A 15,611-nucleotide genomic window follows, 5' to 3' on the forward strand; every position below is an offset into this window, starting at 1 on the left:
CGGGTTGTGCATCGCGCGCGTTCGGGGCATTGGCTGTGTCATGTCGGACACACTCAAACCCCTTCACCTGGGCCAGACCAGCGCGCTTCCCGCCTCTCCCGAAGCGGCCGTGCTGGACTATGTGCCCAACCCGCGCCCCGGGGCGCTGTTCATGGTGCGCTTCGCCGCGCCGGAATTCACCTCGCTCTGCCCGGTGACCGGCCAGCCCGATTTCGCGCACCTGGTGATCGACTATGCTCCCGGGGAAACCATCGTCGAGTCGAAGAGCCTCAAGCTGTTCCTCGGCGCGTTCCGCAATCATGCCGGGTTTCACGAGGACGTGACCGTCGGCATCGGCCAGCGCCTGTTGGCCGAAATGCAGCCGCGCTGGCTGCGGATCGGCGGCTACTGGTATCCGCGCGGTGGCATCCCGATCGACGTGTTCTGGCAATCCGGGCCGGTGCCCGAAGGGTTGTGGGTGCCCGACCAGGGCGTGGCCGGCTATCGCGGGCGCGGCTAATCGGTCACACCTGCAACCGAATCGACAGGCGATCGGTGCGACGGTGGTTTTCCTGACGGGCGGTTTGGACTAACGGCGCGCTCGTCCATACCCCTCCCAACAAGGACCATCCAATCCATGCGCACCAAGCTGCTGCTGAGCCTTTCGGCCATTGCCGTCGTTGCCACTTCGGCCCCCGCCTTCGCTCAGGAATCGAGCGACGAAGCCCGCCTCGGCGAAATCATCGTGACCGCCCAGCGGCGCGAGGAAAACCTGCAGGACGTGCCCGTTTCGGTCGCCACCCTGGGTGGTGAAACCCTGGCCGCCGTCAGCGGCGCAGGTGCCGACATCCGCGCCCTGTCGGGCCGTGTGCCCAGCCTGAACATCGAAAGCTCGTTCGGCCGCACCTTCCCGCGCTTTTACATCCGCGGCCTGGGCAACACCGACTTCGATCTCAACGCCTCGCAGCCGGTCAGCCTGGTCTATGACGATGTCGTGCTGGAAAACCCGATCCTGAAGGGCTTCCCGGTGTTCGACCTTGATCGCGTCGAAGTGCTGCGCGGGCCGCAGGGCACCCTGTTCGGTCGCAATACCCCGGCCGGGATCGTCAAGTTCGATACCGCCAAGCCGACCTCGAAGAACAACTACCTGCGCGCCAGCTGGGGCAGCTTCCAGACGGTCAACGTCGAAGGCGGCGTTGGCGGTGAACTGGCCGATGGCATTTCGGCCCGCCTGTCGGTGCTTTATCAGCGGCGCGACGATTGGGTCGATAACCTCGACGTTGCCGGTGAGAACAACCTCGAAGGGTTCGACGATATCGCCGCCCGCCTGCAGATCCAGGCTGACCTGAGCGATGCCTTCACCGTTCGTCTCGTGGGCCAGATCCGCGATTTCGACGGTACCGCCCGCCTGTTCCGCGCCAATGCCTTTGCCAAGGGCAGCAACAAGCTGATCGGCCTGGGTGGCCCGACCACCGAGTTCAAGCGCAACCAGACCCGCGCCGATGGCCTTAACTTCCAGAGCCTGCGCAATTACAACGCCGGCATGACCGCCGAATATGACGCCGGTCCGCTGACCATCACCTCGGTCACCAGCTACTGGAACGGCAACCTCTACAGCCGGGGCGATATCGATGGCGGCTTCGGCAATGTCTTTGCCCCCACCATGGGCCCGGGCGTGATCCCCTTCTCGGCCCAGTCGCAGGACAATGTGCCCAGCCTGGACCAGTTCACCCAGGAACTGCGCTTTGCCAGCAACAACACCGGTGGCCTGGGCTATCAGTTCGGCCTGTTCTACCTGAACGAAAAGCTGGACATCACCAGCTTCGACTTCGGCGGCCCGACCGATACCACCCCGGCTGCCGTCGCCACCCAGCGCCAGGACAGCACCGCCTGGGGCCTGTTCGGCTCGCTCACTTACGAGTTCGAGAATGGCCTCAAGCTGCAGGGCGGCATGCGCTACAACGATGACAAGCGCACCATGGTTGCGGCCCGTCCGACCGACACCCGCCCCGGCTTCCTGGGCTTCGGTGGTCCGGTGCCGACCGTCACCACCCGCGTCGCCGATGACGTGCTGACCTGGGATCTCGCCGCCTCGATGCCGGTGAGCGAGGACGTCAACCTGTTCGCCCGCGTGGCCAAGGGTTATCGCGCCCCGTCGATCCAGGCCCGCCTGCTGTTTGGCCGCACCCCCTCGGTGGCGCAGAGCGAAACCACGATGAGCTATGAGGCCGGGCTCAAGTCGACCCTGGCCGATGGCAAGGTGCGCTTCAACCTGACCGGGTTCTACTTCGACACCAAGAACCTGCAGCTGACTGCCGTGGGTGGGGCCTCGAACTTCACCACGCTGCTCAATGCCGCGAAGGTCGATGGTTATGGCTTCGAAGCCGAATTCGAAGCCAAGCCGGTCGAGGGCCTGACCCTGACCGCCGGCCTGTCGTACAACCACAACGAGATCAAGGATGCGGGCGCCTTCGTCGCTGGCTGTGGCGCGCCGTGCACCGTGCTTGATCCGGTCCGTGTCGGCAGCCCGGGGATCTTCTCGATCAACGGCAACCAGCTGCCGCAGAGCCCGCGCTGGATTGCCAACTGGACGGCCGGTTACGCCGCTCCGATGGGCGATGGCGAAGCCTACATCTTCACCGACTGGGCATACCGCTCGAAGGTGCAGTTCTTCCTGTATGAGTCGCTCGAATTCAGCGACGACAACATGCTCGAAGGCGGCCTGCGCGTGGGCTACCGCACCGACAAGTTCGATGTCGCCGCCTTCGCCCGCAACATCACCAACGATGTTTCGGCCGTCTCGGGGATCGACTTCAACAACCTGACCGCGATGGTCAACGAACCGCGCGTCTTCGGCGTGGAAGCCTCGATCAAGTTCTGATCGCGGGCTAGCGTCTGAAACGAAAGGCCCCGCCGGAGCGATCCGGCGGGGCTTTCTCGTGTCAGGGCTTCAGGATCGCCAGCAGGGCGTCCACATCGGCTTCATCCTGGTACAGGGCAAAGCCGATCCGCAGCACATCGTCGCGCAGGTCGGTGACCACGCCCTTGCTGTCGAGCATGGCGTAAAGTGCCGGGGCGGCTTCGCCTTTGAAGGCCAGGAAGCGCGCGCGCGGGTCTGAGATCAGGGCGAGGCCCGGCAGCGGCTCGGCAGCGCGGAAGCGGGCCTTGAGCCGGTCACAATGCGCGCTGATCGCGGCGGTGATCAGGCCCTCGCTGGCCAGCATCTGCTGGACCGCGTTGAAGCGATAGAGCGCGGAAGGATCGAAGGTACTGCCGAGGAACCGGCGGCCATCCGGCGCATAGCCGACGCCGCCCTGCTTCGCGGCCAGGTCATCGAAGGCGGCAAACCAGCCGGTAAACTCCGGGCGCGGGCCGAAGCCGGGGGGACAGTGCAGGAAGCACACGCCTTCGCCCGCCATCGCATATTTGTAGCCGCCGCACAGGTAGAACGCTCGGTCCGCAATGCCCGACAGGTCGGTCGGCGTGGCCATGAAGCCGTGATAGCCGTCGATCACCACCCACGGTCCATCGCGGCGGGAGAGGGCGGCAAGGCGCTCGAGCCCTTCCAGCACACGGCCTGAATTGAACTGCACCTGGCTGACGAAGATCAGGTCGAAGCCGCCCGCCTCGGCCCGCGCGACCACTTCATCCAGCGGCACGGTGGTCAGCTCGATCCGACCGGCTTCGGCCCAGCGCAGCGACTGGCGGCGGAAGGAATGGAATTCCCCATCGCTCGCCAGCACGCGCGGGCAGGCCATGGGCAAGGCGGAGACGATCCGCACCAGCAGTTCGTGGGTATTGGGGGCAAAGGCGATGGTGGCCGGATCGGGCAGGGCCAGTTCGGCGGCGATATGGCGCTGGGCGGCGGGGATCACTTCGCCGAACACCCGGTCCCACTTGTGATCGGCCAGCCGCGCGGCATCGTCCCAGGCTTCGGCATGGCCCGCCCAACTGGCATCGGGCCACAGGTGGTGGCTATGCGCGGCAAAATGCAGCCGATCCGGATTGGCGGCGAGGGCGCGGGAAAACAGGTGCTTGAAGCTCATAGCGAGGTCCGCAGGCTCCACAGTTCCGGAAAGGCGCGCTTGCCCAGAGTCGAATGGAGATAGGCCGCCCCGGCCGTGCCGCCGGTGCCGCGCTTGCCGCCGATCACGCGTTCCACGGTCAGCACGTGCTTGTGCCGCCAGGTCGCCATGGCATCGTCGAGGTCGACCAGTTTCTCGGCGAGCTGGTAGAGCTCCCAATAGCGGTCGGTGTGGCGATAGACTTCGAGGAAGGCCGCTTCGACCGCCGCATTGGCCTCATAAGGCTGCGTGACATCGCGTTCCAGCACCTCGGCCGGGATGGCCAGGCCCGCCCGCGCCGCCGCGGCAATCGCATCGTCCCACAGGCTGGGCGCGGCGAGCGCCGCCGCCATCGCCGCGCGCGCCTCGGGCCGGTCCTCCTGATAGGCCAGGAACCGCGCGTCCTTCAGCCCCAGCATGTATTCCACGGTACGGAACTGGTCCGACTGGAACCCGCTCGACGGCCCCAGCACATCACGGAAGCGGGTGTAATCGCTCGGCGTCATGGTGGCGAGCACGTCCCAGCTCAGTGTCATCACCGCCTGGATCCGGCTGACCCGGGCCATCGCTTTATAGCCCGGGACCAGCGCATCGGTCTGAACCTGGCTCTTGGCCAGCCGCAGCTCGCGGATCATCTGCTTGAGCCACAGTTCCTTGGTCTGGTGAATGACGATGAACAGCATCTCGTCATCACAATCCGACTGCGGATGCTGGCAGGCCAGCAGGTCATCCAGCGCTAGGTAGCGGGCATAGGTCATGGTTTGGTCGGTCATGATCCCAACCATTCCCCGATCCGGTTACAATTGCAACTGCCTCAGCGCGTGCCGAGCCCGCGCGCGATGATCCCGCGCAGGATTTCCCGCGTACCGCCGCGCAGTGACCAGCTGGGCGAATTGTGGACGATGTTCGCCAGGACCGAGGCATAGGCCCCGGCGGCGCGCGGATCGGCTTCCGCATCGATCAGTTCGCGGGCAATCTCGGGCAGGGCCTGTTCGAACAGTGCGCCCACGTCCTTGACGATCGCCGCCTGGAGGTTGGCGTTCTGGTGCTCCTGCAGCATCCCTGCGACCGAGCGCGACAGGCGGCGCAGCACGGCGAGGCGCGCGGTCACACGGCCCACGGTGATCTGCGCGGCATCGCTGTCACGACCTTTAAGCACCTCGATCAGTTGGACCATCAGCTCGATCGAGGAGAGGAAGCGTTCGGGGCCGGAGCGTTCGAACGCCAGCTCGCTCATCACCTGGTCCCAGCCCTGGCCCTCTTCACCGAGCAGCATATCGGCAGGGACAATCGCGTCCTCGAAATGCATTTCGTTGAAGTGGTGCTGGCCGGCCAGGTCAATGATCGGCTTGATCGTCAGACCGGGGGTGTTTTTGAGATCGACCAGCAGCTGGCTGGTGCCCATGTGGCGATCTGCCGGGGTGCCGCTGGTGCGGCAGAACAGGATCACATAGTCCGCTTCGTGGGCGAAGCTGGTCCAGACCTTGGTCCCCGTCACGCGATAGACATCGCCGTCCTTCACCGCCTTGGTGCGGGTGGCGGCAAGGTCGGAGCCTGAATCCGGCTCGCTCATCCCGATCCCGAACGACAGTTCGCCCGCCGCGATGCGCGGCAGGAAGGCCTGCTTCTGCGCTTCGGTGCCGAACTTGAGGATCGAGGGGCCGGACTGGCGATCGGCGATCCAGTGCGCGCCGACGGGCGCCCCGGCGGCCAGGCATTCCTCGACGATCACCGCGCGTTCAAAGGCGCTGCGTTCATGCCCGCCGTACTGCTTCGGCCAGGTCATGCCGAGATAGCCGGCCTGGCCCATCGCGCGGCTGAAGCCGCGGTCATAGCCATACCAGTTGTCGCTGCGCTGGCGCGGGGTGCGGCTGGCCAGCTGCTGGTCCAGGAAGGCGCGGAACTCGGCGCGCAGGGCAATTACCTCGGCGCTGTCGGCCGGCGGGGCGGGGAAGGGAATCGCGGTCATAGTGCAGTCACCATCGGCCAGTAGCCCGGGCCGCCCGCATCGATTGCGGCGGAGCCCAGCAGTTTCGCCCAGGATACCTGGCCGCCGAACTCGTCGCGCCAGGTCCACAGCGAGGTGGTGTAAAGGTGGAGACGGTGCTCGCGGGTGAAGCCGATCGCGCCGTGCATCTGGGTGGCGATGCTGGCCCCTGCGCCAGCGGCTTCGCGGGCGCGCTGGCTGCCCGCGGCCACGCCCAGCACGTCACGGCGGGCGAGGGCTTCCCCGGCCAGGTCGGCCGCGGCGGTGGCGCAGGCCAGTTCGCCGGCCAGCTTGGCCAGTTCGTGCTGCACCACCTGGTTCTTCTGCAACGGCTTGCCGAACTGGACGCGGGTGGCGGTGTGGCTGAGCGTCATTTCCAGGGCCGCTTCCAGCGCCCCGGCGATCTGGTAGGCGCGCACGGTCGCGCCGCCGGCCAGCGGGCACCACGGCAGCGCGGCCTCGGCATCAATGGCCCAGTCAAGCGCAAGGCTGGGGCGCGGGTGGAAATTGAGCGCGGTGCCGGCTTCGGCCACCGACCAGCCCGAACGCGGCACACGGTAAAGCTTGTCTCCCACGGCGAGGGCCAGGCAATCGAGCTGCTCACCCCAGGCGACGCGGGCGACGGTGCCAGACAGGCGGCCATTGCTGATGGTCAGATCGTCAGCACGGGCCAGCCCGGAGGGACCTTCGGCCAGCGGCAGACCGGCGGCGGCGAGCAGCTGGTTGGCGGCCATCGTTTCCGCGACCGGCAGCGGCATGGCATGGCTGCCCAGCAAGCGCAGCGCTTCGCCCGCTTCGGCAAAGGACAGGCCGAAGCCGCCCTGGTCCTCGGTCAGCAGGGCCAGCGGCAGGCCCATTTCCTCAACCTCGGCCCACAGCGCGGGCAGCCATTGCCCTTCGCGCGCGGCGGCTTGCGCTGCATCGTCGAGCGACCGCTCGAACAGCCGCGTGATCATCTCTGCAAGCATTTAATGACCGCCCCTTCGTAAGTTATGTGGTGCCGGCTGCAGGGATCGAACCCGCGACCCCCTGATTACAAATCAGGTGCTCTACCAACTGAGCTAAGCCGGCAACGTGGTCTTTGTGCTGGTGTCCTTTGCGTCAGGCCGCGCCAAAGGTCCACCCCTCTGTTTGGGCAATTTCCGCAGTCAGGCCCATCGGGTTCCACAGGGCCCGGTCGTGCGCCGCGATCCGCAGCCAGGCGGCGGTGATCAGGGCATCGGCGGCATGGTCGGTGATCGCGCCGGAGCCGGCCGCCGGGGTCGATCCCAATGCTGCCAGCGCAGCAGCAAGATCGCCATGATCGCGGATCTTGGAAGCGCCGGTGCGCCGGCCGGCGGCTCGCGCGGCGATGGTGGTGTAGATCTCGCAGACCACCGAGCCTGTCTCGGGCAGCGGATCGATTGGCCAGACCGGCAGGCGGCCGTCCAGGCGGTGCAGCAGCCGCATCCCCGTCAGGCTCGACTTGCCGACCTGGGCCGCGCCGACCAGGTTGAAGTTCGAATAGGGGCGGCAACCCATCGCCTCTTGCGCGCGCTCGGTGACGCGGAAGCGGCCGCGGCCCCCACCGAACAGATCGCCCACGCGCCCGCCATGGCGGCGAAAATGGCGGGCGGCTTCGGGGTGATCGACCAGACTGCTGGCCGACAGGTGCGGATCATCGGCGCAGACCCGGTCAATCAGCGCCCATAGCTCTCGCGCGGTTGCGGGGCTTTCCGCCCAGCCGGGGAAGAAGGCCCCGGCATCGGCATGGGCCAGGCTGATCCCCATGTCGAAGCCGACAATGGTGCTGTCGGGCAGATCGTTCAGCAGCCAGTCGAGCACTTCGGGGCGCGACCAGCGGTGGCCAGGGCGAACCAGTTCAGGGACGGCTTTGCCCGGCCCGCACAGCGCGACGGCAATGCCATGATGGCGCTCACCTGCCGCGCCGGACCAGTCGACTGCGGCGAAATGTTGAAAGCGGCCTTGTTTGATCTTGGCGGGCTTCATTCCCCGTGCAGCTCGCGCCGCCTCTTGTCCCACCATTCGAGCCGCTTCAGCACCTCGCGCTCGAACCCGCGTTCCACCGGGCGGTAGTATTGCTGCGCCGCCATCCCCTCGGGCCAGTAATCGGCGCCGGAAAAGCCGTCCTCGGCCTCGTGGTCATAGGCATAGCCCGCACCATAGCCGATGTCCTTCATCAGCTTGGTCGGGGCGTTGAGGATGTGCGCGGGCGGGGCCAGGCTGCCGGTTTCCTTCGCGCTTTGCCAGGCCTCCTTCTGCGCGACATAGGCCGCGTTCGATTTGGGCGCGGTGGCGAGGTAGAGGCAGGCCTGGACGATCGCCAGCTCGCCTTCCGGGCTGCCAAGGAACTGATAGGCATCCTTGGCGGCCAGGCACTGGGTCAGCGCCTGCGGATCGGCAAGGCCAATGTCTTCGCTGGCAAAGCGCACCAGTCGCCGCAGCACGTAAAGCGGCTCTTCCCCGGCGGTCAGCATCCGGGCGAGGTAATAGAGGCTGGCCTGCGGATCGGAACCGCGCAGCGCCTTGTGGAGCGCGGAAATCAGGTTGTAGTGCCCGTCGCGGTCCTTGTCGTAGACGGCGACGCGGCGTTGCAGGAAGGCCCCCAGCGCGGCCGGATCGAGCGGCTCGGCGATGTTGGCATTGTAGAGCGTTTCGGCCTGGTTGAGCAGGAAACGGCCATCGCCGTCCGCACTCGCGACCAGCGCCTCGCGCGCCTCTGGCGTCAGTGGCAGCAGCCCGGCCAGGTCCTCGGCGCGGGCCAGCAGCATGTCGAGCGCCCTCGCATCCAGCCGGTGCAGTATCAGCACCTGCGCGCGGCTGAGCAGCGCGGCGTTGAGCGCGAAGCTTGGGTTCTCGGTCGTCGCGCCGACCAGCGTCACCGTGCCGCGCTCGACAAATGGCAGGAAGCCGTCCTGCTGGGCGCGGTTGAAGCGGTGGATTTCGTCCACGAACAGGAGGGTGCGCTGGCCCATCTTCGCCGCGGTCTCCGCCTCGGCGAAGGCCTTCTTGAGGTCGGCCACGCCCGAGAACACCGCGCTGACCGATACGAAGCGCATACCCACAGCATCGGCGAGCAACCGCGCCGTGCTGGTCTTGCCGGTGCCGGGCGGCCCCCACAGGATCATGCTGGAGAGGCGGCCGGCGGCCACCATCCGACCGATCGCGCCTTCGGGCCCGGTCAGGTGTTCCTGCCCGATCACCTCGGCCAGACTGCGCGGCCGCAGCTTGTCAGCCAGCGGCGCATCGGCGCGCGGTTCGTCCGGCTGGGCTGGGGGCAGGTCTGCGGCAAAGAGGTCGGCCATCGGCGCGACCATAGGGCCGCCGAGGGATTCGGACGAGGGGGGTTGAAACGATGCATCTTAGATATATCTTGACTGCATCTTGGAATCGAAAGGATCACTCCGATGTTCTATTCATACTCACGCCATGGCTGCGGCAAGCAGGCCGGTGCGCGCTGGCGCGGCTCGCGCAGCTGGGGGCCGTTTGCCTTCTCGTGGGATGCGACGCCCGGCGAAAGCGGCAGTCGCAGCCGCCGCCGGATGTTCGAAGGTGGCGAGCTGCGGCTGGTGCTGCTCAAGCTGATCGCCGACGAGCCGCGCCACGGCTATGATCTGATCAAGGCGATCGAGGAACTGACCCACGGCGCCTATGCCCCCAGCCCCGGCGTGGTCTATCCCACGCTGACCCTGCTGGAGGACATGGGCCTGATTGCCGAACAGCGCGGCGAAGGCAGCCGCAAGAGCTTTGCGGTGACCGCCGATGGCACGGCTCACCTGGCCGAGCGGTCGGAAGAAGTCGCAGCGCTGATGGCCCGGCTTACCGCAATGGGCGAAGAGCGCAGCCGTCCGGATGCGGCATCGCTGCGCCGTGCCATGGGCAACCTGCGCCAGGTGCTGATGCACAAGATCCGCGCGGGCGAAGCCGGACCGGAGATGATCGACGAGATCGTCTCGGCGATCGACGACCTCGCCCGCCGGATCGAGAAGCTCTGACCCCGTCGATTTGCGCATCCGGTTACCTGTGATACCTTCTCCCCCATCCTGAAACGGGATGGGGGAGACATGCGATGAATGATGGCGCACCGGCCACTCCGGGGTGGCAATTCTGGGCCGTGGCCGTGATCGGCCTGCTGTGGAACAGCTTCGGGGCCTATCTCTACATCATGACCCGGCTGGGCGATCCGGCGATGCTGGCGGCCGCACCGACGGAAATGCAGGATTACATCGCCACCATGCCGGTCTGGGCCAGCATCGGCTGGGCGCTCGGCATCTGGGGTTCGTTCCTTGGTTCGGTGCTGATGATCGTCCGATCACGCAGGGCAGTCGAAGCGTTCCTGCTCTCGTTCGTCGGTGCGCTGGCCAGTTTCGCGGCTCAGGCCGTGGCTGGCGTGCTTGAACCAGCCCAGCCAGTGGTAATCCTGGCCGTGATCGGGTTCCTGTGGTGGTTCTGCCGCGGGGCCTTTGCCAAAGGCGTGCTGCGCTAGGCGATCAACGCCGGGTCAGCGCGGCCTTCTGGCGAATCAACCGCAGGTAGGTGTCGGCCACGACCTGGTTGATCTGGTCCCAGCTGAAATCCCGGCTGCGCAGTTCCCCGGCCTTGCCGTGCTCAGTGCGCAGCGCCGGGTCTTCGATATAGGCGCGCAGCGCCTCGGCGAACTGGTGGACTGCGCCGGGGCGGATCAACCGGCCCGAGCGACCATTGGCGACCAGGTTCTGGCTGCCGGTGGCTGCCGCAGCCACGACCGGCAGGCCGCTGGCCATGGCTTCGAGGCTGACATTGCCGAAGGTTTCGGTGGTCGAGGGGAAGAACAGCACGTCCATGCTGGCGACCGCCTTGCCAAGATCCTTGCCGCCCCTGAAGCCGGCAAAGACCGCCTGCGGCAAGCGCGCTTCCAGCCACGGCCGGGCCGGGCCATCGCCGACGATCAGCGTGCGGTGCTTCACGCCCCGGCGGCGCAGTTCGTCGATCGTGTCGGAAAAGACGTCGAGCCCCTTTTCCATGACCAGCCGGCTGTGGAAGCCGACCAGCACCTCGTCATCGCCGATCCCCAGTTCGCGGCGCCATTCCAGCGAACGCAGCGTGGGGTCGAAGATCTCGCGATCGACCCCGCGCGACCAGATGTCGATGTCATAATTCATCCGCTGATCGCGCAGCACCTGGGCCATCGATTCCGACGGGGCGACCAGTGCATCGCAGCGGCGATAGAGCCGGCGCAGCAGGGCTTCGACCACCGGTTCCAGCCAGGCCATGTTGTAATAGCGGAAATAGGTTTCGAACCGGGTGTGGACCGAAGCCAGCACCGGGATCTTGCGGTGCCGGGCCCAGGTAACCGCGCGGTGCGCGACGAAATCGGGCGAGGAGATCTGCACCACGTTGGGGTTGAACGCCTTCAGGTCGGCCCGCACCCGGGGGCTGAGCAGCATCGGCACGCGGTATTCCCCGCGCCCGGGAAAGGCGAAGGCTGGCACGCCGACCAGATCGCCGGTGGCCGGGAAGGCCGGTTCATCCACCACGGGCGAATAGACCCGCACCGCCGCGCCCTGGCGCAGCAGGTAGCCCACCAGTCGGTTGAGCGCCTGGTTGGCCCCGTCGCGGACGTAATTGTAGTTGCCGCTGAACAGGGCGATGCGAAGGTCGGCTGTATCCATTGTCCTGCGCTCTAGCCGATTGCGGCGGCCGGTGCGAGTCAGGCAGTCGGCAGGGTCAGGATAAAGACCGCACCCGCCGCGCTCTCCGCCAGTTCCAGTAGTCCGCGCCCGTTCTCCGCCAGTGCCCGGGCGATCGGCAGGCCGAGGCCCGTGCCGCCATTGGCGCGCTTGCTGGTGAAGAAGGGGTCGAACACCCGATCGCGGTCGGCTGCGGGAATGCCGGGCCCATCGTCGGCCAGGCGGATCGCGACTGCGCCGTCAACCAGCGCGGCGCTGATGGTCAGGTGCCGCGCTCCGGCCTGGCGGGCGTTCTCGATCAGCGTGGTGAGGATCGCTTCCAGCGCGCCGGCCTCTGCCATCAGCGGCGGCAGGTCGGGCGGCAGGATCATGGTGATGGCGAAGCCCTCGCGCCGCAGGCCGTCCGCCACTTGGGTCAGCAGCGGGTCTAGGTCCGCGCGGGCTGATGGATCGCTGCGACCCATGTCTGCCTGCGCCAGTTCCATCAGGCGGCTGACGAGGCGCGAAAGCCGCCCGGCATCGGCGGCCATGTTGGCAAGGAACCGCTCGCGCTCCGCCGCGCTCATCGTTTCGCCATGGTCCTGCAACAGCTCAATCCCGCCAGAGAGGCCGGCCAGCGGCGTCTTGAACTCGTGGCTCAGCGCCGCCGCGAAATCGCGCAGGTAGCGCGAGCGGCGTGCAATCGCGGCCGACATGGCGGCGAAATCGTCATAGAGGCTGCCGATCTCGCGCACTTCCAGCGTCGGTCGGCGCGGCGCAGCATGGCGGCCCTGGGCGAGCGCGCGGCTGGCGCGGCTGAGCCGTTCGACCGGACTGACGATGGCACGAGCCAGCACTGCGGTGAGGACCAGCAAGAGCGAGAAGATCGCGCCGACGCCCAGTGCAATTTTGCCGCGATCCTCCCACATCCCCCGAAACAGCGCGCGCGGACTGCGCGAGACCAGCACCGCGCCGACCACTTCGCCGCGCACCGTGATCGGTCGGGCCTGGTGCATGCGGATCGAGGTGGCGCGGCTGATCCAGTCCAGCGGGGTATCGCGCAGGTAGGCATCGTTGTGGCGCAGCACCGTGGCGGGCGCACCGCCCAGCGCCGAGCGCACCTCGGGTACCTGAGCGAGGCTCAGCCCGCGGTCGCGGCCGTTGAGCAGCAGGCCCTGCCGGTCAAGCAACAGGATCGAGGCCAGGGTCGCGCGCTTGGTCTCGGCTATGGCCGGGGCGATCCGGTCAGCCACCTGCTGTGCGACCGGATCGGCGCGGGCGGGGGTTGCGGCGGCAGCCGGTCGTTCGGGCAGGACGGGCGATGAGCGCAGATCGACGCCGGTGGGGGTATCCTCGTAGCTTTCGCTCAGGGTATCGGCCGGGTCATCCTGCGGCTCGGGCGGGGCGGTGGCAGCCGGGCCGGGCCAGAGCAGCGCGGCGCTGGCGGCAATCGCGGCGCTCTGCGCGGTCAGTTCCGCTTCGGTGCGGCGGATCAGCGCGTTCTCGTAAACCCTCAGGCCCAGCGCGGCGATGCCGGGCAGGGCGGCCACGAACAACAGTGTGCCGAACAGCAGCCAGCGCAGCCGCGGCATGGGCCACAGCGCGCGGGCCAGCTTGCGCAGGGCTGCGATCATGCCGGAGCGCAAGGCCCAAGCCGATAGCCGACGCCTGCACGCGTTTCGACCAGACTGTCGCAGCCCACATCAGCGAACTTGCGGCGCAGGTTGCGCACGTGGCTGTCGATCGTGCGGTCGGTAATGGCAAAGCCGGGGCCGTGCAGCCGATCGATCAGTTCATCGCGGCTGAAGAAACGCGTGGGCGCGCTGGCGAGGGTGCGCAGCAGGGTGAACTCGGTGACGGTCAGCGCCACCTCTGCCCCCTGCCACTGGGCGGCCCAGCCATCGATATCGAGGCTGAGCCCACCCCGGCCAAGCGGTTGCGCCGGTGTGGTCGATGCGGCTACTGGCGCGACGGTCTCGCGCGCCGAGCGGCGCAGGATCGCCTGGGCGCGGGCCACCACCTCGCGCGGGGAGAACGGCTTGACCACGTAATCGTCGGCGCCCAGCTCTATCCCCAGCACGCGATCCAGCTCATCGTCGCGGCTGGACAGGAACAGGATCGGCAGGTCGCCGCTGGCACGCAGACGACGGCAGACTTCCAGCCCATCCATCCGCGGCATGTTGATATCCAGCACGACCAGGTCGGGCGGGTTCTGGCCGATCAGCGCCAGGGCTTCCTCGCCATCGCCCGCCTCGGCCGTCTCGACCCCCGACTTGGCGAAGGCAAAGGTCAGCACCTCGCGGATATGCGGGTCATCGTCGACGATCAGGACACGGCGGGCCATGGTTCTGGTTTGCGCCGGTTCCATTGCCGCCGTCAACCGATCTGGTCCAGATAGCTTGCCGTAGGATCCTGCGGCGTCCCGCTGCAGTCATAGCGCGCGCCGGGCCAGGCACGCGGCGTTTGGCGGCCTAGCGCCTCGGCCCGGGCCAGTCGCCGCTCGCCCAGCAGGGTCCAGGCCCCGTTATCCAGCATCTGGCCCTGGCGGTACTGCACCTGCGCGCGCAGTTCGCGTACCCGCTCGCGCAGCACCGGGTCGAGCGGGCGGTCCTCCAGATCGATCAGCGGCAGCAACGCCGGGGTGCCCAGTTCTGCCATGTAGCACAGGTCGATTCCCGCGCCGGTCCCGTCCACTTCGCGGGCGTGGCGCACGTTCCACTGGGCCGCGAACGCGCCGGTATCGACAAAGGCATAGGTCCCCAGTAGCAGCATGGCCGCCGCGCAGTTGGCGTTGATCAGCCAGCGCGCGCTATGCCCGCGCAGCAGCCGCCAGCCGATCAGCGCCAGGCCCACCGCCACCAACGCCATCCAGGCGAGGGCCGCGATCCGCAGGCGGGTCAGCGAATAGGCGTCGATGTAATCGTAGAGCCGCAGCATGGAGGAGGCGACCAGCACCAGGTTCTGCGCGATCCAGAGCGTGACCAGCTTGCGTACCAGCGGATTGTCGGCCGTCTGCGATCCGGGACGCAGGGTGATCAGCACGAACAGCGCGGCCAGCAGTGCGGTGGCGATCAGCGGATAGGCGCCGCGATGGGCATAGTCGGCCAGGGTCATGCCATCAGGCAGCGGCAGCAGCCCCCACAGCCAGGCGAGGTCCATTGCGTTCTGCATGGCGAACAGCGCGTTGAAGGCGATCAGCGAGATGAGGACCGAGGCCGGGTTGACGCCGGGGATCGCCAGATCGCCCGAGCCGTCAAAGGTGCCAAAGTAAGGCCGGGCGCGGCGCGGGCGCAGCACACCCCAGGTGATCACGAAGATCGCGCCGCAGAAGATGATCCGCCCGGCAGTGCGTTCATCCAGCAGGGGCATGGTCAGGCTGTCGATCGCCTGCTCGAACACCGGGTTGGCAAAGGTGAAGAGGGTCAGGATGACCGCCGATCCGGCCAGCGGCAGGAACAGGGCAGGGAGCAGGCGGCGCAGGCCGGTTCCAACAGGTCGGCGGTTCCGGGCACGGCTCAGTTTGAACAGGTCGATCAGCGGACCGAACAGCGCCTTGAACCCGTGGGCAATCAGCCGCTGCGCCCAGCGCCAGCCATCGTCGAACCGCGCGGTACCGGGCAGCAGGATCGCCAGCCCCAGTGCCACCCAGAACAGCAGGAAGGGCAGGGGTGCTGCATCCCAGATCATCGCTCCTGCCATTGCCAGGGCAAAGGTCAGCGCGATCAGTGCGCGCCGATCGTGCCGCAAAGCGGGGTTGGCCAGCACGGTGGTGAGGGCCAGGGCCGTGCCGAACAGGCCGAGCCAGCCGAAGCTCAGTTCGCGAATGAAGAACACCTGGTCGGCCAGCGCGATCAGCGCGGCGGCCATGGCCAGTTTCACGGCAAAGCTGCCGTGCAGCCGGGGTAGTCGGAATGTCTGTGCAGTCATTGCAGC

At 67.4% G+C, this 15,611-nt stretch carries 14 protein-coding genes and 1 tRNA gene; 4 read left to right on the forward strand and 11 right to left on the reverse strand.

From position 1 onward, the window contains the following. Nucleotides 1-40: 40 nt before the first annotated feature. On the forward strand, nucleotides 41-499 hold the full coding sequence (queF, locus tag O9281_RS00790) for a preQ(1) synthase (RefSeq protein WP_298181786.1): 459 nt from the start codon (nucleotides 41-43) through the stop codon (nucleotides 497-499). Nucleotides 500-616: 117 nt separating this feature from the next. Next, the gene (locus O9281_RS00795) at nucleotides 617-2,860 is read left to right on the forward strand and encodes a TonB-dependent receptor (protein WP_298181788.1); all 2,244 of its coding nucleotides are present in this window, start codon (nucleotides 617-619) and stop codon (nucleotides 2,858-2,860) included. A gap of 61 nt (nucleotides 2,861-2,921) precedes the next feature. Here O9281_RS00795 and O9281_RS00800 read toward each other — a convergent pair whose 3' ends face one another. From O9281_RS00800 to O9281_RS00830, 7 genes are all read right to left on the reverse strand, one after another. Then, complete coding sequence (locus O9281_RS00800) at nucleotides 2,922-4,025, reverse strand: class V aminotransferase (protein WP_298181790.1); 1,104 nt, start codon at nucleotides 4,023-4,025, stop codon at nucleotides 2,922-2,924. Further along, entirely contained in the window at nucleotides 4,022-4,816 is a 795-nt protein-coding gene (locus O9281_RS00805; RefSeq protein ID WP_298181791.1) for a tryptophan 2,3-dioxygenase, read from the reverse strand. Before O9281_RS00805 ends, O9281_RS00800 begins: the two co-directional genes overlap by 4 nt. Nucleotides 4,817-4,857: 41 nt before the next feature. Next, nucleotides 4,858-6,012 carry an acyl-CoA dehydrogenase family protein gene (locus O9281_RS00810; RefSeq protein WP_298181793.1) on the reverse strand — a complete coding sequence of 385 codons (1,155 nt, stop codon included), beginning with the start codon at nucleotides 6,010-6,012 and terminating at the stop codon, nucleotides 4,858-4,860. Further along, the gene (locus tag O9281_RS00815) at nucleotides 6,009-6,998 is read right to left on the reverse strand and encodes an acyl-CoA dehydrogenase family protein (protein WP_298181795.1); all 990 of its coding nucleotides are present in this window, start codon (nucleotides 6,996-6,998) and stop codon (nucleotides 6,009-6,011) included. Before O9281_RS00815 ends, O9281_RS00810 begins: the two co-directional genes overlap by 4 nt. Before the next feature lie 27 nt (nucleotides 6,999-7,025). Beyond that, a tRNA-Thr gene (locus tag O9281_RS00820) sits at nucleotides 7,026-7,101 on the reverse strand. Nucleotides 7,102-7,131: 30 nt separating this feature from the next. Further along, nucleotides 7,132-8,019 (reverse strand): hypothetical protein, encoded by an 888-nt coding sequence (locus O9281_RS00825; RefSeq protein WP_298181797.1) that lies wholly within the window; start codon nucleotides 8,017-8,019, stop codon nucleotides 7,132-7,134. Further along, nucleotides 8,016-9,335 carry a replication-associated recombination protein A gene (locus O9281_RS00830; protein WP_298181799.1) on the reverse strand — a complete coding sequence of 440 codons (1,320 nt, stop codon included), beginning with the start codon at nucleotides 9,333-9,335 and terminating at the stop codon, nucleotides 8,016-8,018. The genes O9281_RS00825 and O9281_RS00830 overlap by 4 nt, the downstream gene beginning before the upstream one ends. 102 nt (nucleotides 9,336-9,437) lie before the next feature. Between O9281_RS00830 and O9281_RS00835 the strand changes: the two genes are divergently transcribed. Both O9281_RS00835 and O9281_RS00840 read left to right on the forward strand, forming a co-directional pair. Next, complete coding sequence (locus O9281_RS00835; protein ID WP_298181801.1) at nucleotides 9,438-10,025, forward strand: PadR family transcriptional regulator; 588 nt, start codon at nucleotides 9,438-9,440, stop codon at nucleotides 10,023-10,025. A 74-nt stretch (nucleotides 10,026-10,099) separates the two neighbouring features. Continuing rightward, nucleotides 10,100-10,516: a hypothetical protein gene (locus O9281_RS00840; protein ID WP_298181803.1), complete on the forward strand. Its 417-nt coding sequence runs from the start codon at nucleotides 10,100-10,102 to the stop codon at nucleotides 10,514-10,516. Nucleotides 10,517-10,520: 4 nt separating this feature from the next. Here O9281_RS00840 and O9281_RS00845 read toward each other — a convergent pair whose 3' ends face one another. The 4 genes from O9281_RS00845 to O9281_RS00860 are packed head-to-tail and all read right to left on the reverse strand — an operon-like array spanning nucleotide 10,521 to nucleotide 15,605. Then, a complete protein-coding gene (locus O9281_RS00845) occupies nucleotides 10,521-11,681 on the reverse strand; it encodes a glycosyltransferase family 1 protein (RefSeq protein WP_298181805.1) in 1,161 nt (386 codons plus the stop codon). A 38-nt stretch (nucleotides 11,682-11,719) separates the two neighbouring features. Further along, nucleotides 11,720-13,312, reverse strand: a complete 1,593-nt coding sequence (locus tag O9281_RS00850; protein ID WP_298181808.1) for a HAMP domain-containing sensor histidine kinase — start codon at nucleotides 13,310-13,312, stop codon at nucleotides 11,720-11,722. After that, on the reverse strand, nucleotides 13,309-14,022 hold the full coding sequence (locus O9281_RS00855) for a response regulator transcription factor (protein WP_298181809.1): 714 nt from the start codon (nucleotides 14,020-14,022) through the stop codon (nucleotides 13,309-13,311). Before O9281_RS00855 ends, O9281_RS00850 begins: the two co-directional genes overlap by 4 nt. 32 nt (nucleotides 14,023-14,054) lie before the next feature. Next, on the reverse strand, nucleotides 14,055-15,605 hold the full coding sequence (locus tag O9281_RS00860; RefSeq protein ID WP_298181811.1) for a DUF4153 domain-containing protein: 1,551 nt from the start codon (nucleotides 15,603-15,605) through the stop codon (nucleotides 14,055-14,057). Nucleotides 15,606-15,611: the final 6 nt, after the last annotated feature.

The sequence above is a fragment of the Novosphingobium sp. genome, from assembly GCF_027531025.1.
GTDB lineage: Bacteria > Pseudomonadota > Alphaproteobacteria > Sphingomonadales > Sphingomonadaceae > Novosphingobium.